This window comes from Sphingomonas sp. CARO-RG-8B-R24-01 (assembly GCF_022662295.1).
Classification (GTDB): Bacteria; Pseudomonadota; Alphaproteobacteria; order Sphingomonadales; family Sphingomonadaceae; genus Sphingomonas.
In genome coordinates this window covers 177368-201511 of the sequence record NZ_JAKNQI010000004.1, presented here as the reverse complement: position 1 = coordinate 201511, position 24144 = coordinate 177368, and the positions used below count along the sequence as shown (strand labels likewise).

The 24144-nt window shown below is 67.6% G+C and carries 26 protein-coding genes and 1 tRNA gene; 16 read left to right on the top strand and 11 right to left on the bottom strand.

Annotated features, from left to right (window positions below; genetic code table 11):
• The first annotated feature begins 47 nt into the window (after nt 1-47).
• The 6 genes from L8G49_RS10605 (at nt 48) to L8G49_RS10580 (ending at nt 5284) form a co-directional block, all read left to right on the top strand.
• Entirely contained in the window at nt 48-398 is a 351-nt protein-coding gene (locus tag L8G49_RS10605) for a hypothetical protein (protein ID WP_242138099.1), read from the top strand.
• A 2-nt stretch (nt 399-400) separates the two neighbouring features.
• Complete coding sequence (gene ribD / locus L8G49_RS10600; protein ID WP_242185528.1) at nt 401-1432, top strand: bifunctional diaminohydroxyphosphoribosylaminopyrimidine deaminase/5-amino-6-(5-phosphoribosylamino)uracil reductase RibD; 1032 nt, start codon at nt 401-403, stop codon at nt 1430-1432.
• Between the two features lie 4 nt (nt 1433-1436).
• Nucleotides 1437-2054: a riboflavin synthase gene (locus L8G49_RS10595; protein WP_242185527.1), complete on the top strand. Its 618-nt coding sequence runs from the start codon at nt 1437-1439 to the stop codon at nt 2052-2054.
• Nucleotides 2044-3207, top strand: coding sequence for a 3,4-dihydroxy-2-butanone-4-phosphate synthase (gene ribB, locus L8G49_RS10590; RefSeq protein WP_242185525.1), 1164 nt, complete (start codon nt 2044-2046; stop codon nt 3205-3207). The genes L8G49_RS10595 and ribB overlap by 11 nt, the downstream gene beginning before the upstream one ends.
• Nucleotides 3207-3626 (top strand): 6,7-dimethyl-8-ribityllumazine synthase, encoded by a 420-nt coding sequence (gene ribH, locus L8G49_RS10585; protein WP_242185518.1) that lies wholly within the window; start codon nt 3207-3209, stop codon nt 3624-3626. The genes ribB and ribH overlap by 1 nt, the downstream gene beginning before the upstream one ends.
• A 284-nt stretch (nt 3627-3910) precedes the next feature.
• On the top strand, nt 3911-5284 hold the full coding sequence (locus tag L8G49_RS10580; RefSeq protein ID WP_242185509.1) for a cytochrome P450: 1374 nt from the start codon (nt 3911-3913) through the stop codon (nt 5282-5284).
• 325 nt (nt 5285-5609) lie between these two features.
• Here L8G49_RS10580 and L8G49_RS10575 read toward each other — a convergent pair whose 3' ends face one another.
• On the bottom strand, nt 5610-6698 hold the full coding sequence (locus L8G49_RS10575) for an alkene reductase (RefSeq protein WP_242185500.1): 1089 nt from the start codon (nt 6696-6698) through the stop codon (nt 5610-5612).
• A gap of 54 nt (nt 6699-6752) precedes the next feature.
• Between L8G49_RS10575 and L8G49_RS10570 the strand changes: the two genes are divergently transcribed.
• The 6 genes from L8G49_RS10570 to L8G49_RS10545 all read left to right on the top strand — a co-directional run bounded on the left by L8G49_RS10570 (nt 6753) and on the right by L8G49_RS10545 (nt 13059).
• Entirely contained in the window at nt 6753-7673 is a 921-nt protein-coding gene (locus L8G49_RS10570) for a DMT family transporter (protein ID WP_242185498.1), read from the top strand.
• 9 nt (nt 7674-7682) lie between these two features.
• Entirely contained in the window at nt 7683-8384 is a 702-nt protein-coding gene (locus tag L8G49_RS10565) for a COQ9 family protein (protein ID WP_242185496.1), read from the top strand.
• Nucleotides 8385-8751: 367 nt separating this feature from the next.
• Entirely contained in the window at nt 8752-9024 is a 273-nt protein-coding gene (locus L8G49_RS10560) for a FeoA family protein (RefSeq protein WP_131533015.1), read from the top strand.
• 14 nt (nt 9025-9038) lie between these two features.
• The gene (locus tag L8G49_RS10555; RefSeq protein ID WP_242185491.1) at nt 9039-10901 is read left to right on the top strand and encodes a ferrous iron transporter B; all 1863 of its coding nucleotides are present in this window, start codon (nt 9039-9041) and stop codon (nt 10899-10901) included.
• A 29-nt stretch (nt 10902-10930) separates the two neighbouring features.
• A complete protein-coding gene (gene ssb, locus L8G49_RS10550) occupies nt 10931-11503 on the top strand; it encodes a single-stranded DNA-binding protein (RefSeq protein ID WP_242185489.1) in 573 nt (190 codons plus the stop codon).
• Nucleotides 11504-11535: 32 nt separating this feature from the next.
• Nucleotides 11536-13059 (top strand): PAS domain-containing protein, encoded by a 1524-nt coding sequence (locus tag L8G49_RS10545; RefSeq protein WP_242185480.1) that lies wholly within the window; start codon nt 11536-11538, stop codon nt 13057-13059.
• A 3-nt stretch (nt 13060-13062) separates the two neighbouring features.
• Here the strand turns inward: L8G49_RS10545 and L8G49_RS10540 are convergent, their stop codons facing one another.
• The 3 genes from L8G49_RS10540 to L8G49_RS10530 are packed head-to-tail and all read right to left on the bottom strand — an operon-like array spanning nt 13063 to nt 15234.
• Nucleotides 13063-13461: a response regulator gene (locus L8G49_RS10540; RefSeq protein ID WP_242185471.1), complete on the bottom strand. Its 399-nt coding sequence runs from the start codon at nt 13459-13461 to the stop codon at nt 13063-13065.
• 28 nt (nt 13462-13489) lie between these two features.
• Nucleotides 13490-14122, bottom strand: coding sequence for a methionine biosynthesis protein MetW (metW, locus tag L8G49_RS10535; protein WP_242185469.1), 633 nt, complete (start codon nt 14120-14122; stop codon nt 13490-13492).
• Nucleotides 14119-15234: a homoserine O-acetyltransferase gene (locus L8G49_RS10530; protein WP_242185467.1), complete on the bottom strand. Its 1116-nt coding sequence runs from the start codon at nt 15232-15234 to the stop codon at nt 14119-14121. The genes metW and L8G49_RS10530 overlap by 4 nt, the downstream gene beginning before the upstream one ends.
• A gap of 108 nt (nt 15235-15342) precedes the next feature.
• Between L8G49_RS10530 and L8G49_RS10525 the strand changes: the two genes are divergently transcribed.
• A complete protein-coding gene (locus L8G49_RS10525) occupies nt 15343-16251 on the top strand; it encodes a prephenate/arogenate dehydrogenase family protein (protein ID WP_242185465.1) in 909 nt (302 codons plus the stop codon).
• A 228-nt stretch (nt 16252-16479) separates the two neighbouring features.
• Here the strand turns inward: L8G49_RS10525 and L8G49_RS10520 are convergent, their stop codons facing one another.
• From L8G49_RS10520 to ftsE, 4 genes are read right to left on the bottom strand one after another with little or no spacing between them, the layout of a single operon-like run.
• Entirely contained in the window at nt 16480-17190 is a 711-nt protein-coding gene (locus L8G49_RS10520) for a 1-acyl-sn-glycerol-3-phosphate acyltransferase (protein WP_242185455.1), read from the bottom strand.
• On the bottom strand, nt 17187-17723 hold the full coding sequence (locus L8G49_RS10515; RefSeq protein ID WP_242138084.1) for a YdcF family protein: 537 nt from the start codon (nt 17721-17723) through the stop codon (nt 17187-17189). Before L8G49_RS10515 ends, L8G49_RS10520 begins: the two co-directional genes overlap by 4 nt.
• Nucleotides 17720-18613, bottom strand: a complete 894-nt coding sequence (locus L8G49_RS10510; RefSeq protein WP_242138083.1) for an FtsX-like permease family protein — start codon at nt 18611-18613, stop codon at nt 17720-17722. The genes L8G49_RS10515 and L8G49_RS10510 overlap by 4 nt, the downstream gene beginning before the upstream one ends.
• Nucleotides 18610-19317 carry a cell division ATP-binding protein FtsE gene (gene ftsE / locus L8G49_RS10505; protein WP_242185447.1) on the bottom strand — a complete coding sequence of 236 codons (708 nt, stop codon included), beginning with the start codon at nt 19315-19317 and terminating at the stop codon, nt 18610-18612. The genes L8G49_RS10510 and ftsE overlap by 4 nt, the downstream gene beginning before the upstream one ends.
• Before the next feature lie 212 nt (nt 19318-19529).
• On the opposite strand from ftsE, the gene L8G49_RS10500 reads away from it, so the two are divergent.
• A complete protein-coding gene (locus L8G49_RS10500; protein WP_277923208.1) occupies nt 19530-20351 on the top strand; it encodes a zinc-ribbon domain-containing protein in 822 nt (273 codons plus the stop codon).
• Here L8G49_RS10500 and L8G49_RS10495 read toward each other — a convergent pair.
• Nucleotides 20302-21684 (bottom strand): MATE family efflux transporter, encoded by a 1383-nt coding sequence (locus tag L8G49_RS10495; protein WP_242185442.1) that lies wholly within the window; start codon nt 21682-21684, stop codon nt 20302-20304. The two genes, L8G49_RS10500 and L8G49_RS10495, sit on opposite strands and share 50 nt — an antisense overlap.
• 123 nt (nt 21685-21807) lie before the next feature.
• Between L8G49_RS10495 and L8G49_RS10490 the strand changes: the two genes are divergently transcribed.
• Nucleotides 21808-21894, top strand: a tRNA-Leu gene (locus tag L8G49_RS10490).
• Between the two features lie 105 nt (nt 21895-21999).
• Here L8G49_RS10490 and L8G49_RS10485 read toward each other — a convergent pair.
• Nucleotides 22000-22857, bottom strand: a complete 858-nt coding sequence (locus L8G49_RS10485; protein ID WP_242138079.1) for a serine hydrolase — start codon at nt 22855-22857, stop codon at nt 22000-22002.
• Nucleotides 22858-23251: 394 nt separating this feature from the next.
• Between L8G49_RS10485 and L8G49_RS10480 the strand changes: the two genes are divergently transcribed.
• Nucleotides 23252-23695 (top strand): VOC family protein, encoded by a 444-nt coding sequence (locus tag L8G49_RS10480; RefSeq protein ID WP_242185440.1) that lies wholly within the window; start codon nt 23252-23254, stop codon nt 23693-23695.
• Between the two features lie 66 nt (nt 23696-23761).
• Here the strand turns inward: L8G49_RS10480 and L8G49_RS10475 are convergent, their stop codons facing one another.
• Nucleotides 23762-24022 (bottom strand): hypothetical protein, encoded by a 261-nt coding sequence (locus tag L8G49_RS10475; RefSeq protein WP_242185438.1) that lies wholly within the window; start codon nt 24020-24022, stop codon nt 23762-23764.
• Nucleotides 24023-24144: the final 122 nt, after the last annotated feature.

Below are 24144 nucleotides of genomic sequence, written 5' to 3'. Positions count from 1 at the left end.
GCGGGTAGGGCTGGCGCAGCCCCCTGCCCGCGCCTATCTCTCCTCCCATGAAGTTCCTGCAATATCTCTCGCCCAGGCAGGCGTTCCGCGACGTGAAGGGGTATGTCACGACGCGGCGGCCGCATCAGCTCGGCTTCATGGGGGTCGCGCTCGCGCTGACATACGTGATGATCATGGGCGTGATCTATGAATCGCGGATTCCGCCCAAGCCATATCACCGCGACATCATCTATGTGCAGAACTGGCGGCTCGACCGCACCGATGCGCAGATCATTGCGCAGCAGAAGATCGACGGCGCGGCGAAGGCCAAGCAGGACGCCGAGCTCGAGCGACTGAAGGCGGAACGCCGCGCGCAATTCAAGAAGGTGAACGACGGGCTGAAGGCCTGGGGGATCTAGCGATGACCGACCAGCGCTGGATCGGCGCGGCGCTCGCGCTGGCGTCGCGCGGGCGCGGGCGGACCGCGCCCAATCCGAACGTCGGGTGCATCATCGTCGCGCCAGGAGACGGGGGAGGCAAGGTCGTCGGGCGTGGCTGGACGCAGCCCGGCGGACGCCCCCATGCCGAGGCGATGGCGCTCGCGCAGGCGGGCGACCGCGCACGCGGTGCGACGGTCTATGTCACGCTCGAACCGTGCGCGCATGTCTCGCCGCGCGGGCCCGCCTGCGCCGACCTGCTGATCCTGTCGAACGTCGCGCGCGTCGTCGTCGCGCTGCGCGATCCCGACGCGCGCACCGATGGCGTGGGGATTGCGCGGTTGCGCGAGGCGGGGATCGTGGTCGACGTGGGGACCGGCGAGGCTGCCGCGCGCGCGTCGATGGCGGGTTTCCTCACGCGGCTTGCGTTGCGCCGTCCGTACGTGACGCTCAAGCTCGCCATGTCGCTCGACGGCGCGATGGCGCTGGAGTCGGGGACGAGCAAGTGGATCACCGGCCCCGAAGCACGCGCGCACGCGCATCTCGAGCGGTCGCGGCACGAGGCGATCCTCGTCGGCCGCGCGACGATCGACGCAGATTCGCCCGCGCTCGACGTCCGGCTTGCCGGACTTGAGGATCGCGCGCCGCGGCGGCTGATCCTGTCGCATACGCCCGCCTTCGCGCATCCCGATGCCGAGTCCGGCGCTTGGGAAAATGTCACGTCGCCGGAGGCGATTGCGGACCTCGACGGCGTCGATCACGTCCTGGTCGAGGGCGGCCCCGCCACCGCGACGGCGTTCCTCGCGGCCGATCTGGTCGACCGCCTGTTGCTGTACCGCGCGCCGATCCTGATCGGTGGCGGGCGCACGCTTCCTGACATCGGATTGACCGCGCTGGCCGACGCGCATGGCCGCTGGGCCTTGACCGATGCGCGCACCCTTGGCAGCGACCGGCTCGAGGTTTACGAACGCGTAAGGGCACCCCTTGCCGCGGCAACGACGGGCGCAAGAGGATAAAGCGATGTTCACCGGGATCATTACCGACATCGGCACGATCGACCGAGTCGAGCAGCGCGGCGACCTGCGCGTCATCGTCGCGACCGGCTATGACATGAGCGGGGTCGATCTCGGCGCGTCGATTGCGTGCTCGGGCGTGTGTCTGACGGTGGTCGACAAGGGCGGGGATGCGCTGGGCGGCTGGTTCGCTGCGGACGTCTCGGGCGAAACGCTGTCGCGCACCGCCGCGGGGCAATGGACCGACGGCGCGAAACTCAATCTGGAGCGCGCGCTCAAACTCGGCGAGGAGCTCGGCGGGCATATCGTGACGGGCCATGTCGACGGGATCGGCGAGGTCGTCTCGACCACGACCGAGGGCGGATCGCTCCGCGTCGTGATCGCTGCAGGTCCGGACATCGCGCCGTTCGTCGCGCCCAAGGGGTCGATCACGCTCGACGGCGTGTCGCTCACCGTCAACAGCGTCGAGGATGAGGATGACCGCGTGCTCGTCGGGATCAACCTGATCCCGCACACCGCCGCCGTCACCACGCTCGGCAGTCTTCATGCCGGTTCGCCGATCAACATCGAGATCGACGTGCTGGCCAGGTATCTCAAGCGCATGGAGCATTATCGTGGCCGTTAACCCATCGACCGGTCCCGAAGTCGCGCGCCTGCGCCACGGCTTCCTGTCGTCGCCCGAGGAACTGATCGACGAGGCCAAGAACGGCCGCATGTTCATCCTCGTCGATGACGAGGACCGCGAGAATGAGGGCGACCTCGTCATCCCCGCGCAGATGGCGACCCCCGAGAAGATCAACTTCATGGCCAAACATGGCCGTGGCCTGATCTGCCTCGCGATGACCAAGAAGCGCGTCGACGAGCTCGGGCTCGGGCTGATGAGCCGCCACAATGGCACGCGGCATGAGACCGCCTTCACCACCTCGATCGAGGCGCGGGACGGCGTGACGACGGGCATTTCCGCCGCCGACCGTGCGCGGACGATTTCGGTCGCGATCGATTCGTCCAAGGGCAAGGAAGAGATCGTGACGCCCGGCCACGTCTTCCCGCTGGTCGCGCGTGATGGCGGCGTGCTGGTGCGTGCCGGGCATACCGAAGCGGCGGTCGACGTGTCGCGGCTCGCGGGGCTCAATCCGTCGGGCGTGATTTGCGAGATCATGAACGAGGATGGCACGATGAGCCGGCTCGATGATCTCGTCGGCTTCGCGCAGCTCCACAATCTCAAGATCGGTACGATCCGCGACCTGATCGCCTATCGCCGCCGCCACGACCATCTCGTCGAGAAGCGCGCCGAAATGGCGTTCGAGTCGAAATGGGGCGGGCAGTGGAAAGCGATGACCTTCCACAACAAGGCGACCGGCGACGAGACGATCGCGCTGGTCAAGGGCAAGATCGACCCGGCCAGGCCGACCTTGGTCCGGATGCACACCGCCTCCTATTTCGTCGACATGTTCGGCGAGACGTCGGAACGATCGGGCCTGTTGTCGGGGGCGATGGAAGCGATCGCCGCGGAAGGCGCGGGCGTGATCGTCGTGATCAACCGCCCGATGAAGGATTCGGTCACGCGCTTCATCAAGCTGCGCGGCGAGGGCAAGGGCGCGGGCGCGCCCGAGGTCGAGGAACTCCGCGATTACGGCGTCGGCGCGCAGATCCTCGCCGAACTCGGGGTCGAGGAAATGATCCTGCTGACCAACACGCATCACGCGCTCGTCGGGCTCGAAGGCTATGGCCTGTCGATCGTCGACGAACGCACCATCCCCGGCACGGGCGGAGAATAATGGCCAAGATCCTCATCGTCGAAGCGCGCTTCTACGAGCATCTCAACGACCTGCTGCTCGAAGGCGCGCGCGCCGCGATCGAGGAGGCGGGGCACAGCCACGAAACGATCACCGTGCCGGGCGCGCTTGAGATTCCCGGCGCGGTCGCGCTGGCGGCGGACAGCGAGCAATATGACGGGTTCGTCGCGCTGGGCGTCGTGATCCGCGGCGAAACCTATCATTTCGAGATCGTCGCGGGCGAAAGCGCGCGCGGTCTGATGGCGCTGTCGATGGACGGGCTGGCGATCGGCAACGGCATTTTGACAACCGAGAACGAAGCGCAGGCGCTGACGCGCGCGCGTAGGCACGAGAAGGACAAGGGCGGGGAAGCCGCCAAGGCCGCGCTGGCGATGATCGCGCTGAAGGAACGATTCGGCTGAATCGCGCGCGGGTTTCATTCGCACCCGGCATTCCGCACCCTGCACCGCTTTGCGCTTCCCCGGCGAAGGCCGGGGCCCAGGAGCGCAGGTTTTGGTAACGAAGCGCAGCGTTTGAACTTCTCAGGTCCCTCTCTTGGGCCCCGGCCTTCGCCGGGGAAGCAGAATTGGAAAAAGTTAGAATAGGCCTGCCCTTGCCGGGGAAGCGCGGCGACGCTCGGCGCACCCTCTTCCCACCGTCCCCCCGCTTACTTATACCGGTGTCAATAAGCGGGGAGAGCGACACGATGGCATACGCCCACACGTTCAAGGCCAATCCGCACTGGCTGCCGCGCCAGAAGCAATCCGCGATCCGCGCGATTCCCGGTGAGGACGGGCTTCCCTTCATCGGCAACACCTTCCGCATGCTGCGCGATCCGGGGGCGTTCGGGCGGCGGATGATCGCGACCTATGGCCCGGTGTTCCGCAACAATGCGTTCGGCGGCCCGACCGTGACGCTGGTCGGCGCGGACGCGAACGAACTGGTGCTGTTCGACCGCGACCGCGTGTTCTCGTCCGAACAGGGGTGGGGGCCGCTGCTCAACCTGCTGTTCCCGCGCGGGCTGATGCTGATGGACTTCGAGAAGCACCGCGCCGACCGCAAGGTGATGGCGGTCGCGTTCAAGCCCGAGCCGATGCGGCATTATGCCGAGACGCTCAATGCGGGGATCGCGCGCGCGGTCGCGACCTGGGGCGATCGGCCGCTGCGCTTCTACGATGCGATCAAGGAACTGACGCTCGATCTCGCCGCCGAGAGTTTCCTCGGGATGCCGCTGGGGGAGGAGGCGAACCGCATCAACCAGGCGTTCGTCGACGAGGTTCAGGCGTCGATCACGCCGATCCGCATTCCCCTCCCCGGCACCCAAATGCGCAAGGGGGTCCGCGCGCGCGCCTATCTTGTCGACCTGTTCAAGCGCGAGATTCCGGCGCGGCGGGCGGGCGACGGGCAGGATTTCTTCTCGCAATTCTGTCGCGCGACCGGGGATGACGGGCAGCCGCTGTCGGCCGATGCGATCGCGGATCACATGAACTTCCTGATGATGGCGGCGCATGACACGATCACCTCGTCGGCGACGAGCCTCGTGATGCTGCTCGGACAGAATCCCGAATGGCAGGAGAAGCTGTGCGCGGAGATCGCCGGGCTCGGGCTCAACGACGACGGCGCGCTGCCCTATGGCCAGCTCGACCGGCTGGAACTGACCGACATGGCGTTCAAGGAAGCGCTGCGGATGATTCCGCCGGTGCCATCACTGCCCAGGCGCGCGATCAAGGATTTCGATTTCGGCGGCTATCACATCCCGGCGGGCAGCACGGTCAGCGTCAGCGTCGCCTATACCCATATGATGCCCGCGCTATGGCCCGAGCCTTCGCGGTTCGATCCGCTGCGCTTTACGCCGGACGCGGTCCGCGCGCGGCACAAATATGCCTGGGTGCCGTTCGGGGGCGGCGCGCACATGTGCCTCGGGCTGCACTTTGCGACGATGCAGATCCGCATCCTGCTGACGCAGCTGCTGAGCCGGTATCGGATCGAGCTCGAACCGGGGTCGGGAGCGGAATGGCAAGCCTGGCCGATCCCGCGACCGAAGGACGGGTTGCCGCTGCGGTTCGTGCCGCTGGGGTAATTCCCCGTCCCCCAAGTCCGTCATTCGCGCGGAGGCCAGCCCCCTGCGAAAGATGGTTACGGACGCAGTATCCGCTGTTTTCCCGCGAAGGCGGGAATCCAGAGCCGAGCAGACCGACGGCTTGCAGTTCTTGCAACCCCTGGACTCCCGCCTTCGCGGGAGAACAGCGATGCTTTTTACAGAGGCCATGCGCAGGCAGAACTCGTCTCGGGCGTCTGATGTACCTGGCACCGTCAGCCGCTATGAATCCCCGCCTGCGCGGCGATGACGGTATTGGGGAAGGGACCGCCACGCCATGACTGGCGCGGCGGTCGTCAGGTAACGCTTACGCGTCCGCCTTCTGCAACGCGGGGTAGTCGATATACCCCTCCGGACCCTGGCTGTACCAGGTCCTGGCGTCGTCCTTCGCCAGCGGCGCGCCGGTGCGCAGGCGTTCGGGCAGGTCGGGGTTGCTGATGAACGTCCGCCCGAAGGCGATCGCATCGGCCACGCCCGAATCGATGACGGCCTGCGCCTCCGCGACGGTCATGTAATCCGAGTTGAGCACCAGCGGCTTGCTGAACACCTTGCGGATCTCTGGCGACTGCTTGGGCACGTCGGTCCGGCCGAACGTCCCGTTCGGGCCGGGTTCGCGCAGTTCGAGGAAGGCGATGCCGATCTCGTCGAGCACCTTGGCAGCGGCGGTAAACAGGCCGGTCGCGTTGCTGTCGTCGACACCCTGCGAGTCGCCATTGGGCGACAGGCGCACCGCGGTGCGATCGGCACCGGCGACGCTCGCCACCCGCTCGGTCACTTCGCGCAGCAGGCGGATGCGGTTCTCGATCGGGCCACCATAGGCGTCCTCGCGGAAGTTTGCGTTGTCGCGCAGGAACTGGTCGATCAGATAGCCATTGGCGGCGTGAATCTGCACCCCGTCGAACCCGGCGGCGAGCGCGTTGCGAGTCGCCAGCGCGTAATCGTCGATCAGGCGGGGAATCTCGGACAGTTCGAGCGGGCGGGCGGTCTCGAAGTCCTGCTTGCCCTCATAGGTATGCGCCTGGCCCGCGGTCGCGGTCGCCGAGGAGGACACCGGCTGCGTGCCGATCACCGAGGAATGGACCTGGCGGCCCATGTGCCACAGCTGCACCATGATCCGGCCACCGGCGGCATGGACGCGATCGGTAATCGGCTTCCACGCCTCGACCTGCTCGTCGTTCCACAGGCCCGGTGCGAACGGCCAGCCGAGACCCTCGCGGCTGATTCCGGTCGCTTCGGTGATGATCAGCCCCGCGCTCGCGCGCTGCTCGTAATAGTCCTGCATCATCTCGGTCGGGACGAACGTCTTGGTCGACCGACCGCGCGTCAGCGGCGCCATAAGGATGCGATTGGGCGCGTGGATCGCGCCGAGCTGGATCGGATCGAACAGGCTGGGCATGTGCACAAGGTCCTTTTGCTGTGACGCAGCACAGATAGGAGGCTACACGGCGACATGCATCCGCGCTCCCCCGAAAGAAAAACTGTCGCCGCCCAAAAACCGCCTGAGCCGACGGCGCTCGCGATCGTCGCGGTGATCCTCGCCAACGTCGCGCTCGCGTTCGGGCCGTGGTTCGTCCGGCTTGCCGATGTCGGGCCGGTATCCTCGGCGTTCTGGCGCATTACGCTCGCGGCGCCGCTGCTTGCCGGAACCGCGCTGGCGACGGGGTGGCGACCGTTCGGCGCGAACGGCGCCAATCTGTCGCGCCTGTTGTGGGGTATGATCGCGCTGGGCGGCATCTGCTTCGCGGCGGACCTGGGAAGCTGGCACCTCGGCATCCTGCGGACCACGCTCGCCAATGCGACTTTGTTCGGCAATTGCGCGATCCTGATGTTCCCGATCTACGGCTTCCTGGTCTCGCGCGCGTGGCCGACGCGGATCCAGGGCATCGCGCTGGCGCTGGCGACGGCGGGGGCGATCCTGCTGATGGGGCGCTCCTACCAGCTCGATTCGCGGCATCTGGCCGGCGATATGCTCTGCCTGCTCGCGGGGGTGCTCTACACCGCCTATTTCATCCTGATGGCGCGCGCGCGCACGACGCTGGCGCCGATCCCCGCGCTGGCGCTGTCGACGATGGCCAGCGTGCTGCCGCTGCTGATCTTCGCGCAAGCGCTCGGCGAACAGATGTGGCCGACCCATTGGGGACCGCTGATCGGGCTCGCGCTGGTCAGCCAGGTGATCGGGCAGGGGCTGATGATCTTTGCGCTCGGCAAGCTGCCGCCGCTCGTCGTCGGTCTCGCCCTGCTGGTTCAGCCGATGGTCGCGGCGACGATCGGCTGGACCGTCTATGGCGAGAAACTGGGGCTGGCGGACCTGTTCGGCGCATCGCTCGTCGCGGTCGCGCTGGTGCTGGTAAGCCGTCGCGCACGCGACTAGATAGGGCGCATGGCCGATCCGATCCCGCTCCCCGTTCCAGCATCCGTTCCCGTCAACCGTCTCGCTGACGCGACGCTCGACGAAATCCGCGCGGCGCTGGCGCCGTCCATCGCGGACAATGCCGGGTTCGATGGCTGGGGCGATGCCGCGCGCGACATGGCGGCGGACCAGGCGGGGGTTGACCGCGACGTCGCGCGGCTGGCGTTTCCGGGTGGTGCCGTCGACATGATCGAGGCGTGGTTCGCGCAGGTCGATGCCGAGATGCTCGCGCGCCTGCCGCAGGCGCGGCTGACGATGATGAAGGTGCGCGACCGGATTCCCGCGCTGGTCGAGGCACGGCTCGACATCGTCGCGCCCAATCGCGAGGCCTTGCGGCGGGCGCTGGCGATCCTGGCGCTGCCGCAGAATGCGGTGCGCGGGGTCAAGCTCGGGTGGCATGCCGCCGATGTGATGTGGCGCGCGGCGGGCGACACCGCGACCGACTATAACCATTATACCAAGCGCACGCTGCTCGCCGGGGTCTATGCCGCGACCGTCACCGTGTTCCTCGACGACGACAGCGAGGGGCATGCGGATACGCGCGCGTTCCTTGCCCGGCGGATCTGGGGGATCATGCGGTTCGAGCGGATCAAGAGCCGGATCGTCAGCCAGTCCGAACTGCGGCCGAGCTTGTCGCGGTTCATCGGGCGGCTGCGCTACCCCGCGGTGTGATTCGGCGGCCACCCCGGCCTGCTCGAGTCTCTTGCGAAACCACAAGTGTTCTCCCGCGAAAGCGGGAGCCCAGGAGTCACGAGAGCTTTAAGGTGTTGTTTTGCTTGGCCCTGGATTCCCGCCTTCGCGGGAAACAGCAAATAAGGGTCCAAAAGCTGACTTTCACAGAGGTCTCGCGCAGGGCGGGGCCGCTACGTTGGTCGCGGGACGGCGGTTCCGAATCCCGACATGGCGGCCCTGGCCTTCGCCGGGGTGACAGGGGTGTCGATCGCCTCCTGCGCCATCCTGCCGGCCGGATGCGACGAACTGCGAACCGCTCGCATTTAGTGCTGGCGTTGTCCTCGCGTTATTGATAATCACTCGCATCATGGATATGTCCAATCCCGTGAAGCTGCCCTTGAGCCTCGAATCGCTGCCGCATCGGCAGGTCGCGACGGTTGCCGCGATCGACTGGGCGCATCTGTCGACTCCCGAAGCGCGCCGTCTGCGCGAACTCGGGTTCGATGAAGGCGTCGGGATCGAGGTGCTTCACCGCGCCAGCCTCGGCAAGGGGCCGATCGCGTGCCGGATCGGCCGCATGACCGTCGCGCTGCGTCGCGCCGTTGCCAGCACGATCTTCGTTTCGCCCGTCACGCAATAAGTGACCCCATTACGATGACCGCCACGCCCCTCGTGGCGCTGGTCGGCAATCCCAATGCCGGCAAGAGCGCGCTGTTCAACGCGCTGACCGGTGCTCGGCAGAAGGTCGGGAATTATCCCGGCGTCACGGTCGAGCGCCATTCGGGCAAGCTCGCGCTGCCCGACGGCCGGATCGTCGACCTGGTCGACTTGCCCGGTGCCTATAGCCTCGAACCGTCCAGTCCCGACGAGCGCGTCACCCGCGACGTCGTCACCGGCACGCAAGCCGGCGAGCGATTGCCCGACGCGCTGGTCGTCGTGGTCGATGCGTCCAACCTCGACAACCATCTGCGCTTCACGCTCCAGCTGATCGCGCTCGGACTCCCCGTGGTCGTCGCGCTCAACATGTTCGATCTGGCCGAGCGCGACGGTCTGACGCTCGACTCCAAGAAGCTTTCGGAAGAACTCGGCGTTCCCGTCGTCCCCACCGTCGCGGTGCGGCGGCGCGGGCTCGAGGAGTTGAAGACGCTGCTCGGCGGGATCGTCGATGCGGACGCGGCGATCCGGCTTCGCCCGAGCAACCATGCGATCGGCGAGGACATCGTCACGCTGCAACGCCGTGCGCGCAAGATCGCGACCGCGGCGACCGTGGCGGAGGCGCCCGCGCGGCGCTGGGGCCATGCATTCGATTCGGTCGCGCTGCATCCCGTGTTCGGGCTGGTGCTGCTGTTCGTCATCCTGTTCGCGATGTTCCAGGCGGTGTTCTTCGCGGGTGCCGCCCCCGCGGATGCGATCGCGGCGGGGTTCGACTGGGTATCGGGGCTGGTCAAGGACGTGATGCCCGATTCGGTGCTGCGCTCGCTGATCACCGACGGGATGATCGCGGGCGTCGGCGCGGTGGTGAAATTCCTGCCGCAGATCCTGATCATGTTCTTCTTCATCCTGGTGCTCGAGGCGAGCGGCTACATGGTCCGCGCCGCCTTCCTGATGGACCGGGTAATGGCGAGCGTCGGCCTGTCGGGGCGCGCGTTCATCCCGTTGCTGTCGAGCTTCGCCTGCGCGGTGCCGGGGATCATGTCGACGCGGACGATCGAGGACGAGAAGGACCGGCTGACCACGATCCTCGTCGCGCCGCTGATGACATGTTCCGCGCGGTTGCCGGTCTATACGCTGGTGATCGGCGCGCTGATCCCGAACACCAAGGTGCTGCCGTTCGTCGGGTTGCAGGGGCTGGTGATGCTCGGGCTGTACATCATGGGGGTGGTCGGCGCGTTCGTCGTCGCGCTGGTGCTGCGCAGCACCGTGACCAAGGGCGAATCCTCGGGTTTCATGATGGAAATGCCCAAATATCAGATGCCGCGCGCGCGCGATCTCGCGATCGGGCTGTGGAGCCGCGCCGAGATCTTCCTCAAGCGCGCGGGCACGACGATTGCCTTCACGACGATCATCCTGTGGGCGCTGCTGAGCTTCCCCAAGCCGCCCGAAGGGAGCCCGGTCTCGGCGGTCAATTATTCGATCGCCGGGCGGATCGCCAACGGGATCGAGCCCGCATTCCGCCCGATCGGCTTCAACCGCGACATCGTGCTAGCGCTGATCCCCGCGATGGCGGCGCGCGAGGTTGCGGTGGCGGCGCTCGGCACGGTCTATGCCATCGATACCGCAGGCGAGCAGAGCGAGGCGAAGATGGCGCAGACGCTCCACGCGCGCTGGAGCCTGCCGACCGCGCTCGCCTTCCTGATGTGGTTCGTGTTCGCGCCGCAATGCATTTCCACGATCGCCGTCACCCGGCGCGAGACCAACGGTTGGAAGTGGCCCGCCTTCATGGTTGGCTATTTGTTCGCGCTCGCCTACATCGCTGCGGGGGCGGTCTACTGGGCCGCGATAGGACTCGGGCTCTAAGGAGCCCCACAGCAGCGGGACTTGAGACTATGGCGGGCAGCGTCAACAAGGTGATCATCGTCGGCAATCTCGGCCGCGATCCCGAAAGCAAGAGCTTCCAGAACGGCGGCAAGGTCGTCAACCTGCGCATCGCGACGTCGGAAAGCTGGAAGGACAAGAACAGCGGCGAGCGCAAGGAGCAGACCGAATGGCATTCGGTCGCGATCTTCAACGAGGCGCTGGGCGGCGTCGCCGAGCGCTATCTGCGCAAGGGCTCGAAGGTCTATATCGAGGGTGCGCTCAAGACGCGCAAATGGCAGGACGCTCAAGGCCAGGACCGCTATTCGACCGAGATCGTGCTGCAGGGCTTCAACGGTGTGCTGACGATGCTCGACGGCGCGCCGGGTGCGGGCGGCGGTGCCGGCGGTGGTGGCGGCGCGCGGGATGACTTCGGCGGCGGCGATGACTTCGGCGGCGGTTCGGGCGGTGGCGGCTACGGCGGCGGCGGTGGTGGCGGCCGGGGCGGCGCGAGCCGGGGCGGTGCAGCGGGCGGCGGCGGCATGGGCGGCGGCGCGGCGCGCGGTGGTTTCGCCGACGATCTCGATGACGACGTTCCGTTCTGAACCGAACCGGGTGTGCTGCGTTCCGTTAACCTATGACAAATATCCTGTCTGTTGATGCGCCGATCGGCAACGGCTGGCGCATCGATGAAGGTGTCCGTGCCGCAGCGATCGCCGAACATCGGATCGAGACGCTGCGGGACGATCTCGCGCTGAAAAAGATCACCGATTTTGCGGCGGCCCTGTGTGACGCGCCGATCGCGCTCGTCAGCATCGTGGAGCTGAGCCGCCAGACCTTCCTGTCGCGCACCGGGCTCGGTCCCAGCGAAACGCCGCGCGAAACGTCCTTTTGCGCGCATGCGATGGTGGAAGACGACATCATGGTCGTCCCGGATGCACGACTGGACCCCCGCTTCGCCGACAATCCGTTGGTGACCGGTGAGTTGGGCATCCGGTTCTACGCCGGCGTTCCGCTGGTCAGCGAGGCGGGGATTCCGCTGGGCTCGCTATGCGTGATCGCGCGCGAGCCGCGCGATGGCTTGACCGATTTCCAGCGCCAGGGGCTGAAGGTGCTGGCCGACGATGTCCTCAACCGGTTGAGCGACAGTCGTGCCAGCGCGATTTCGCGCGCGACGATTGCCGACAGCGAGAGCCGATTCCGCACCCTCGCCGACAGCATGCCGCAAATGGTGTGGTCGACGTTGCCGGATGGCTTTCACGATTATTACAATGCGCGCTGGTACGAGTTCACGGGAATGCCCGCGGGGTCGACCGATGGCGATGGCTGGAACGACATCTTCCATCCGGAGGACCAGGCGCGCGCCTGGGGCGTCTGGCGGCAGTCGCTGGAGACCGGCGAACCGTATCAGATCGAATATCGCCTGCGCCATCGGGACGGCACCTATCGCTGGACGCTCGGCCGCGCGTTGCCGATGACCGACAGGGCGGGCAAGATCACCCGCTGGATCGGCACCTGTACCGACATTCACGAACAGAAGCTGGCCAGCGAAGAGCGCGAGGTGGTCGCGCAGGAGCTGAGCCATCGGATCAAGAACATCTTCGCGGTGATCGCTGGCCTGATCACCTTCGCCGCCCGCTCGCGCCCCGAGTTCCGGCCGATCGCCGAGGATTTGCGCCACCGCGTCACGGCGCTGGGGCGCGCCCACGACTTCGTCCGGCCGCATAGCGCCAAGTCGCGCCCGGACGTCGCACAGACCAGCTTGCACGGCCTGCTGGATGCGCTGTTCCTGCCCTATCAGGCGGTCGACGCGGCCCGCATCAGCGTGGGTGGAGCGGATGTCCCGATCGACGACCGGTCGGCCACGCCGCTTGCCCTGCTGTTCCACGAGCTGGCGACCAACGCGACGAAATATGGTGCGCTTTCCAACGATCTGGGCTCGGTGACGGTCACCAGTCTGATCGACGGCAGCGACATTGTCCTGGTCTGGCAGGAAGACGGCGGTCCGAAGGTACGGCAACCGGAGACCCTGGGCTTCGGGGCGCAATTGATCGATCTGAGCGCCAGCCGCCAGCTGGGCGGCACGGTGGTGCACGACTGGGCCGAAGATGGCCTGCGCGTGGTCGTCGAAGTCTCGCGCGCGGCGCTCAGCCGCGGCTAGGCGTCATCCCAGCCGGACGAAATCGCTGTTCATCATCATCAGCGGCATGTCGTCGTCTGCGGTCGCCGCCGCAGCCGCGGTCAGGATCGCGGATTCGCTGAAGGGCTTGCGGACATAACCGACCGCGCCGCTCGGGTGCGCGATCTGCCCCGGATTGGCGGTGACGAACACGACCTTCAGCCCGAACTGGTCGGTCAGCTGCCGCGCGAGTTCCGGCCCGGTCGCCCCATCGCGCAGATTGATGTCGACCAGCGCGAAGCTGCAATCCTGCGCCGCATCCAGCGCGCCGAGCTTGTCGGCGGCGATCGCCTTCACTTCATACCCCGCGTCCATCAGGATCCGCTCCAGGTCGAGCGCGACGAAAATCTCGTCTTCTACGATCAAGGCGGTTGGCAGGGACATAAGATGAACACGATCTACATAATGTAAGTTAAAGGTTCGAACCCCGCGTCGAAGGCTTTGGTTCCGACAATTCACCGGATCGAAGAAGGAATACGGCATGCTCCGCGCGAAAATTCGCTGCTGCGGACGTGGTTTGCTTGTCCCCTGACAAGAACCACGCGCCTTCGACCGCAATGTTTCGCGTTCGCACGAAGGCGCGAAAGTCGTCGATGGTAACGTGATGGATGTTGGGCGTATCGAACCATTGTTCGGGCAACAACCGCGTCACCGGCATCCGTCCGCCCCACAACAGCGACAACCGTACCCGCCAGTGCGCGAAATTGGGGAAGGACACGAACGCGCGCTGGCCGATCCGCAGCAGATGATCGAGCACGACATCGGGATGCCGCGCGGTCTGGAGCGTCTGACTGAGGATCGCATAGTCGAAGCTGGCGTCGGGATATTCGGACAACTCGACGTCGGCATCGCCCTGGATCACCGAAAGCCCGCGCGAAACGGCCGCCGCGACATTGCCTGCGTCGAGTTCGAGCCCGCGCGCGTCGACCCGCTTGGTATCGCGCAAAGCGGCCATCAGCGCGCCGTCGCCGCAGCCGACGTCGAGCACGCGTGCCCCGGGCTCGATCCGGTCGGCGATGATCGCGAGATCGGGGCGGAGCGTCATGCGCCGGCCCTCAGGAAACCATCGACGACGCGGTTCAACTCGGGCGCGTCGAGCAGGAACGCGTCGTGCCCGAACGGGCTCGACAATTCGACGAAACTGACCGGCGCGCCCGCCGCGTTGAGCGCGTGGACGATCGCGCGCGATTCAGCGGTGGGGTACAGCCAGTCGGTATCGAAACTGACCAGGCAAAAGCGCGCCTTGGTCGCGCGGAAGGCGTTGGCGAGATGGCCGCCATGTTCCTCCGCCAGATCGAAATAATCCATGGCTCGCGTAATGTAGAGATAGGAATTGGCGTCGAACCGGTCGACGAAGCTGATCCCCTGGTGGCGCAGATAGCTTTCGATCTGGAAATCGGCGTCGAACCCGAAGCTCTTGGCGTCGCGCGCCTGCAACCGCCGCCCGAACTTGGCGGTGAGGCCGGCCTCGGACAGATAGGTGATATGCGCCGCCATCCGCGCGACCGCGAGGCCCGCCGCGGGCGGATCGGCCTCGGCATAATAGGCCCCCTCGCGCCATTTCGGGTCGGCCATCACCGCCTGGCGCCCGACTTCATGGAAGGCAATGTTCTGCGCGGTGTGCCGCGCGGTCGAGGCGATGACAACGACCGCGCGGACCCGGTCGGGGAAGGTCGCGGGCCAGCTCAGCGTCTGCATCCCGCCCATCGACCCGCCGACGACCGCCGCGAGCGTCTCGATCCCGAGATGATCGAGCAGCATCGCCTGCGCGCGGACCATGTCGCGGATCGTGATGACGGGGAAGCTCATCCCCCACGGGACGCCGGTCGCGGGGTTGACCGTCGCGGGTCCGGACGAGCCCATGCAACTGCCCAGCACGTTCGAGCAGATGATGAAATGCCGTTCCGGATCGACCGGCTTGCCCGGGCCGACCATCCGTTCCCACCAGCCGGGCTTGCCCGTCACCGGATGCCGCGAGGCGACATGCTGGTCGCCGGTCAGCGCGTGGCAGATCAGGATCGCGTTCGAACGATCTGCATCGAGCGTGCCGTAGGTTTCGTATGCGATCTCGACCGGCGAGAGCAGCCCGCCGCCATCGAGCCGCAACGGCCCCGGCAGCGTGACGTGGCGGGCAAGCCCAAAGCGCGTGTCGTCCATGCCGCCAGCGGATAAGCGCGTGGCGGGCTGGGTTCAAGCGGCGCGAGGGTCGGGTAGTGGCGGGGGGCGCGCTTGCCTTCGCCGAATCGATCCGCCATGCCGCAGGCCATGTTGCCCTTCGCCCGCGTCACCATCATCGGTATCGGTCTGATCGGATCGTCGATCGCGCGCGCGGTCCGCTCGACCATGCCCACGGTGCGGCTGACCGGCTATGACGCGGACGCCGACGTCCGTGCGACCGCGACGCGGATCGACCTGTTCGACGATGTCGCGGACAGCGGTGGCGCGGCGGTGATCGACGCCGATCTCGTCATCCTGTGCGTCCCCGTCGGCGCGATGGGCGCCGCCGCCGCCGAATTCGCCGCCGATCTGCCCGCCGAAGCGATCGTCAGCGATGTCGGCAGCTGCAAGGCCGAGGTCGTCCGCGCGCTCGGCGAAGCGTTGCCGGGGGCGACCTTCGTTCCCGCGCATCCGGTCGCGGGGACCGAGCGCAGCGGGCCCGAGGCGGGGTTTGCGACGCTGTTCCACAAACGCTGGTGCATCATCACCCCGCCCGAGGGGACCGATCCGCTCGCGGTCGAACGCGTCGCCGAATTCTGGCGGCGGTTGGGCGCGGAGATCGAGATGATGGCACCCGACCATCACGACCGCGTGCTCGCGATCACCAGCCATCTGCCACATCTGATCGCCTATACGATCGTCGGCACCGCATCGGACATGGAGGAAGTGACCCAGTCCGAGGTGATCAAATATTCGGCGGGCGGTTTCCGCGATTTCACGCGGATCGCGGCGTCCGACCCGACGATGTGGCGCGACGTGTTCCTGGCGAACCGCGAGGCGGTGCTGGACATGCTGCAACGCTTCTCGGAGGACCTAACCGCCCTTCAGCGCGCGATCCGCTGGGGGAAGGGGGACGAACTGTTCGACCTCTTTTCCAAGACACGCGCGATTCGACGCGGGATCATCGAGCAGGGGCAGGACGATCCGGCCCCCGACTTCGGACGGACGCACGAATAGCGCGCGGGCCTTGCGTCTGCGCCGCGGAACGCAGCGGCCAGCCCCCGTCTTCCGTCATGCCCGCGCAGGCGGGATCTCCGCGAAAGTCGCCCTCCCGTCACCCCGGCGCAGGCCGGGGCCGCCACGTTGCCGGGACGCAACCGGCGATACGGCGCTCCACCGCGCCGGCACGCCCAGGTAATTACGCGGCCCCGGCCTGCGCCGGGGTGACGGGAGGGGCAACGCGACTCACCCGCGTGGCGCCATCGCCTGGTCCTGCTCCAGTGCATTGATCGCGGCATGCACCCGCGCCTCGGCCTCGGCGCGGGGCAGGCCGGGCGGGATCGGCGTCCCGAAGCGGAACGTCACGGTTCCCGGCAGATGCGGCCCCTGCCGTGGCCATACCAGCCCGCTGTCGATCGCGATCGGTACCACCGGGATCTTGAGCAGCTGGTACAGGCCCGCAAAGCCCGCCTTCAGCTCGGGTTGCTCGCCCGGCGTGACCCGCGTGCCCTCGGGGAAGATCAGGATCGACCGTCCCGCCGCCAGCGCGACCCGCGCCTCGCGCAGCATCCGCCGCAGCGCGCCGGCCGACGCCTCGCGGTCGACGACGATCACGCCGTATCGTTTGGCGGCCCAGCCCCACACCGGGATGTCGGTCAGCTCCTGCTTCATCACGATCGCGGGATTGTGCAGCATCCGGCCGAGCTCGAGCGTCTCGTACATCGCCTGGTGCTTGGCGGCGTAGATCACCGGTCCATCGGCGAAACACTGTCCCTCGATCCGCCGGTCGATCCCGAGGATGTGCCGTGTCGTCCAGCCGTGGAAGCGGGTCCAGAAATGGGTGTGCGCGACCATCGCCTTCCAGCCGAACAGCGCGGAAATTGCCGAGGTCAGCACGATCGGCACCGAGCCGCCGTAGAAGATGACCGTGAACAGCAGATTGCGCATCATGATCATGTCGCCGCCCCGACCAGCAGCGCCACGCGGCGCAGAATCAATTTGTTATACTCGGCGATCAGCACCGCATAGCGCGGACTGCTGGGAACGCCATCGCCGATCACGGTCGCGTCGCCGTCCAGCGCGTTGACCAGTTCGAGCCGCGCGCGCGCCAGATGCCAGTCCGACGTCACCAGCCGCACCGAGCGATAGCCATGCTCGCGCACCCAATCGGCGGTTTCGTCCGCGTTCGATCGCGTATCGACCGCCTCATGGCCAAGGTCGATGCAGCAGGCGAACAGCTTGGGGCTGACCTTATATTCGTGTGCCAGTTCGCCGGGCTTCACCGCGGGCGCGACACCGCTGATCAGCATGCGCTTCGCCGCATGATCCTGCAGCAGCGCCAGGCCGCGCGTGATCCGCCCCGACGATCCGGTCAGCACGACGATCGCATCGGTGCGGGGTCCGCTCACCGGCGCGGGCATGGTCGCGAGGAACAGCGCGAACCCGCCGCCCCACAGCAGCGCGAGCACGGCGATCAGGCGAAGGATCACAATACCCGCCGCAGCGCCGCGAGCACCGACAGGCGGGCCGACAGCGTCGCCAGCACGGCAAAGGCCAGCGGGAGGCAGGCCAGGATCGCCCAGTCGCGCGTGCCCAGCGTCAACCCCGCGACGAGATCCGATTCCAGCGCGTTCAGTTGCGCGCCGATCAACGCGACCACGCCCACCGCCACCGCCATGCCGAGCAATCCGCCAATCAGCGTATCCACGCCGATCCGCCGCTGGAACAACCGCGCGACCTGGACGTCGGTTGAACCCAGCATGTGGAGCACCGCGATGGTGTCGCCGTGCGTGTCGAGCCCGGCGCGCGCGGCGAGGATCACGACCGCGGCGGTCGCCCCCGCCATCAGCACGACCAGCCCGCCCGCCAGCCCGGTCAGCATCGCCATGACGGTCCGCACCGGCGCCATCCAGCTTTCCTGGCGGTCGATCCGCGCGCTGGGTGCGGCGGTCCGCACCGCGGCGGTCACGCGCTGCACCGTGGCTGCGCGGCCGCTGGACAGGTCGACGTCGATCATCGCCGGGATCGGCAGGTCGGGGTCCGCCCCGTCCGCGCCGAGCCAGGGGCGCAGCATCTCGGCAAGCCGCGCGCGATCGACCGGTGCCGCCCGCCGGACCTCGGGCAGCCGCCGCAGAGCCACAAGCGCCGCCGCGGCCTCGCGCGTGCGCACGCCCTCGGCAGGCGCGACGATCTGCACCGTCAGCCGGCCCGCAAGCTGGCGGTCGAGCAGCGCCGCCGCCCCCAGCGTCGCCAGCCCCAGCGCCGCCGCCAGCACCGTCAGGAACAGCATGATCGCCATCACCCACAGCATCACGCGCGTGCCGCGCCGGTCGTCGAGCAGCCGCCGGTCGGCCTTGGAGGCGATCAAGCCGCCGCTCATGCGGACTTGCCGGGGGGTGGGAAGCGCAGCGAACCGGTCGGATCGAGCAAACGTCCCTTCTCGAGCCGCATCATATGGGCATGCGGGATGCGACCGAGCGTCTGGAAATCGTGCGTCGCGACGACGACCGTCGTCCCCAGCCGGTTGAGCGAATCGAACAGGTGCAACAGCCGTTCCGCCATGTCGGGATCGACGTTGCCGGTCGGTTCGTCCGCGACGAGGATCTCCGGCCGGCCGATCACCGCGCGCGCGATCGCGACGCGCTGCTGCTCGCCGCCCGACAGGGTGGGGGGTCGCGCCGCGATCTTGTCCGACAGCCCGACCCAGGCGAGCATCTCGCGCACCGGATCCGCGACGTCGCGCTCGGGCACGCCCGATACGCGCAGCGGCAGCGCGATATTGTCATAGGCCGACAGGTGCGGGACCAGCCGGAAATCCTGGAACACCACGCCGATCCGCCGCCGGAAGCCCGGCAGCCGGGTGCGCGGCAGCGTGACCGCATCCTCGCCGAACAGCCGGATGCTGCCGCGCGTCGGACGCTGCGACAGGTACAGCAGCTTCAGCAGCGACGTCTTCCCCGCGCCCGACGCGCCGGTCAGGAAATAGAAGGCACCCCGCAACAGCGTGAAGCTGACGTCACTCAGCGTCTCCTGCCCCGTGCCGTAGCGAAGCCCCACATTCTCGAACTGAACGATATTCGCCATGCGGCGTGCGCTACCCGCTACTTGTCTGTGCCCCGCCCCTGCATCGCACGATCCCTTGCGCCGCGACAAGCGCGCAGGTTCGCGCCTGTTGGCGGCCCCTTGCCACCGGGGCCAAGGACAGCGTAGTTTCCCGGGACACCGCGGACGCCCTGGCTGGTGTATCCTGCGATATGCCGCCGCGACCGTCCGCCCTTACCGTCTGAATTGCCCCGATGATTCTCGAATGTACCGAGTGCCAGACCCGTTACGTGATTCCCGACACCGCGATCGGGCCGGACGGCCGCACCGTGCGCTGCGCAAGCTGCAAGCATAGCTGGTTCCAGGCGCCGCTGCCCGCGCTGGAACTGGACGCGCCGATCGAGGAAGAGGAAGACGAAGACGAAGCCCGCGTCGAGGCGCCCCACGCCCGCCCCCCCGCCGGGACGCCAACCAGGGCGCCAACCGGAACGATCGCCAGTCCGCTGCCCAATGCGCTGGCCCCGCCGATCCCCGCCGCGCCGGACTCGCGTGCGGATATTGCGGGCGAGGCGCAGGGTTTCATCGTATCGGAATCGGCGCGCCCGACCTATGGCGATTACGATGCCTTTGCGCACCGCCCGCCCTTTCGTCCCCGCCGCAACAGCGTGCGCCGCTGGACGCTGGCCGCGGTGATCGCGGGGCTGGCGATGATCGGCGCGACCGCCGCGATCGTGTCGACCGGTGCTCCGCGCACCGCCAGCACGCTGTTCCACCCGGCGGTGGAAACCCCGCTGAAGATCGTCAACCGGCCGGTCGACCGCCATGATTATAACGGCAACGAGATCTTCGCGATCAGCGGCACCGTGCTCAACCCCACCGACACGCGCCAGCCCGTCCCCGACATTCGCGCCGACCTGCGCGATGCGCAGCAACGCATCGTCTTCAGCTGGACGATCCGCCCCGAGGCGACCTCGCTTCCGCCGAAGGGGCGCGTCGAGTTCAACAGCGCGAAGCTCGACGTGCCGGTCAATGCGAAGGATCTGGTGCTGAGTTTCTCGGGCGAGCCGCAGCACTGACCCACAGGAACCGCGCGCCGTGCAGGATCGTGGCCGCGACCATTCCCAGTCCCGAGGCATAGACCAGCCCGAGCGGCCCGACGCCGTGCGTCACGAACACCCAGCCGAGGCCCCCCGTCACGACGAAAAAGGCGAGGATGCTGTTGGCTCCCGCGACGATCTGGTCGCCGAGCGAGCGCAGCGCATAGACGAACACGAGTTGCACGCCGTCGAACAGGATGAACGGCACCCACACCGGCAGCATCGCCAGCGCGGCGGCATGGACGCCCGCCGCCGCCGGGAAGGCCCCGACGATCGGCCCGCGCACCAGCAGGATCCCCAGCGCCAATAGGCCCGTGACGCCCGCCGCCAGCCCCGCCGCGATCAGCGCGCGGAAACGCACCCAAGCCGGCTGCCCCTCGCCGATCGCATTGCCGACCCGCACCCCCGCCGCCGACGCCAGGCCGACCGCCGCGCCGAACGTCACGTTATGCAGCGAGAAGACGATCTGGAAGGCGTGCGCGGTCACCGGGCCAAGGTCGGTCGACAGCGCGATCAGGATCGAGAACCCCGCGAGCTCGAGCCCGGAGGCGATCGCCGGCACCGCGCCGAACCACGCGAGCCGCACCGCGCCCGGCACCGCCGCGCGCCACGCCGACAGCGTCATCACCCGGATCTCGCGCGCCTGCGCGTCCCGCGTGGTCCACGCCACCGCCAGCATGCCGGCCGCCCCCAGCAGCGACGCGATCGCGGTGGCCGCCGCCGCGCCCACCGCCCCCAGCGCGGGCGCGCCAAGGTGCCCGTCCGCCAGCGCCCAGGCGAGCAGCGCGTTGATCGGCAGGGTCGCCAGGTTGACGACGGTGACGCGCCGCGGCCGCGATATCCCCTCGAGGAAGAAGCTCGCCGCGATGCTGATCATCTGCGCCGGATAGGCGAGCGCCATCACCCGGACCACCGCCGCCGCCGGATCGACCAGCGCGGGCGCAACGCCGATCATCGCCAGCAATGGCGCGGCGTACAGCCCGAACCCCAACGCCCCCGCCAGCCCCAGCATCCCCGCCAGCACCAGCCCTTCGCGCAGCGTCGCGCCAGTCCGCCGCAGTTCGCCCGCGCCATCCGCCCGCGCGGTAAACACCAGCACCCCCGACAGCCACGCCAGCCCCGCCACGATGGTGATGAAGGTGAGCGCGCGACTCGCGCCGAAAGCGGCGACCTGATCGGTGCCGGTCAGCCCGACCACGACGATATCGGTGACGCTCAGGATGGTCCAGTTGAGGCTGGTGAGCATCACCGGCCACGCCAGCGCCAGGATCCGGCGCGTCTCCTCGAGGATGGATTGGCGCGCCATGGTCATGCAGCGCTGCTACCGGGCCGGGACAAAATGCGAAAGGCTTTGACGACAGCCATTGCGCAGCCCGAATAGCTTTGCTAGGGGCGCTCGCCTACCAGCTGCCGGGCTTGCCCGGTGATGTTACGTGCGGCCGTGGCGGAACTGGTAGACGCGCAACGTTGAGGTCGTTGTGGGCGAAAGCCCGTGGAAGTTCGAGTCTTCTCGGCCGCACCATTTTCCAGATGCAGATGTGCAACGGACCCTTTCGGGGGCCACCCCTCTATGTCGTGACGACGGTCGTCGCGATCGCCCGCGCGAATCCGGTCGACCCGGCAGGGCTCACTGCATGCGCAGGAACAGCGCCAGGGCGTTGCGGACGCTGTCGGCAAAGCGGTCGTAGATCACGCGCGACACCTGCGCGATGACCGGCTGGCGATCGCGTCCCCCGCGCGCGAACACCGCGACGGCCACGCGGCGGCCATCGGGCATGGTAATGATCCCCACGTCGTTGGTCACTCCATCGAGCGTGCCGGTCTTGTCCTCCACCAGCGTTCCCGCAGGAAGAAGCGCGCGGATACGGCGCGTGCCCGTCTCGCATCGGCGCATCAGTTCGAACAGGAAGCCCCGGCTCTGCGCGGTCAGCACGGTGCCGTTGTCGAGCTTGTACAGCAACGCTACCATCGCGACCGGGGTGGCAACATCCTTGCTGTCGGCAAGATGGCCACGTTCGCGCAGCAGCTGGGCGATCGTCCGGTCCACCCGGATACCGAGGATCTTGTGCGACCACAGCCATTGCTGGACAGCGGCGGGCCCGCCGAGCGTGGCGAGCAGCTGGTCGGCCGCCTGGTTGTCGCTACGGACCAGCATCAGCTCCAGGACTTTCGCCGCGGGACGGCCATAGATCATGTCGCCGAGGCTGTGACGACCCTGATCGACCTCGGCGAGATAGGCAGCGGCGATGGCGAGCTTGACCGTGCTCGCCATCGGAAACGGGATGTCGCCGTTGACGGCAACGGTCGTTCCATCGCGCAGGTCGAGCGCGGCAATGCCATATTCGCCGGAGCGTTCCGCGACCAGCTTGCTCAGCTCGCGCTCGAGCCCGACGAGCTCGGGCGAACTGGCGGCCACTGGTGCCGGGATCAGGAGGCTTGCGGCGATACCTGAGAGAAGCAGGCGGGAAAGCAGGGGTACGCGCATCGATCGTCCTTGCGTGTTGTCCTTCAGCGACGGGCTGTTGATAAACTGAAAAACCTGAATGCGACGTGTTGCACGCCGGCGCCGCGCAGCCAACGCCAGATTACGCGCGGCGGATGGGAAGCGGGTCGGGGCATGGATCCTGGAACCGGGGACGGGTGGGATGGGTAGGGAACGCCCGTCGGCCAGGCCCCGAGGATGAACGTGGCTCCGCGACGCGCCAGCCACCCAGGGACCACCTCCCTGCGCACGGTCGCCGCGCGGATGCGGCCCGAGCGCCACGACCTGATCGCCAGGCGACCGACCGCTCGCGGGCATGGGATTGCGCGCGGATTTGCTGTAGCATGCCGCGACAGAATGCGGAGGAGGCAAGGGTGTGTCGATCAGTCGCAGACTATTGCCCGTCGCCGCCGTTCTGGCCGCGCTGACGCCCATGTCCGTATCGGCAGAGCCGCCTGGAAGGATCACCGGCATCGGTGGGATCTTCTTCAGGAGCAAAGACCCGAAAGCGCTGCTGGCCTGGTATCGCGACGTGCTCGGCATCAAGGTCGAATCCTGGGGTGGCGTGCTGCTGCCTTATGACGCGCCGGACCACCCGCCCGTCCTGACCCTGAACGTGTTCGAGCAAGCGTCCGGTTACCTGGCCCCTTCCACGCGCGAGTTCATGCTGAACTTCGCGGTCGACGATCTCGCGGCGTTCCTCGGTCGGTTGCAAGCGAAGGGCGTTCCCATCCTCAAGCGCGACGACAGCGACCCCAGCGGCAAGTTCGCGTGGATCGTCGATCCGGATGGGACCAAGATCGAGCTGTGGGAACCCAACGCCAAACCCGCGTCGCAATAGGGTCTTCTGGCCGGCGATGGCCTTTCGGAAATGGCCAGTTCTGGAAGGCGATCGCAGACGCTCGCGCTACTTGCCGAGCGCACGCCTCGCTCCCTGCACTGCCAACAGGCTCAAGATGGATGCGCCCGAACAGATGAACAGGGCGACGAGATAGGCGACCGCATAAAGCGCGTCATGGGCCCACACGTGCCACCAGATCGTGGCGGTGAGAATGACGAGGGGGACAATGGCGATGAAGCCCGCCGCACCCCACCGATGCCGCGGGAAGATCACTTGCGCCAACACGCCCGCGATGAAGGTAGCTCCGAATAACGACCAAGGGTTCATGCAGCATCATTGCTGCTGCCGCGACCCGCCGCAAGAGCGCGTTTCCACCCCCCTGGCTGTCCTACAAGCCACCCCCCTGCTATTGTCCCGCCGGGCTCTTTGACAGCACCGGCATCCTCCCG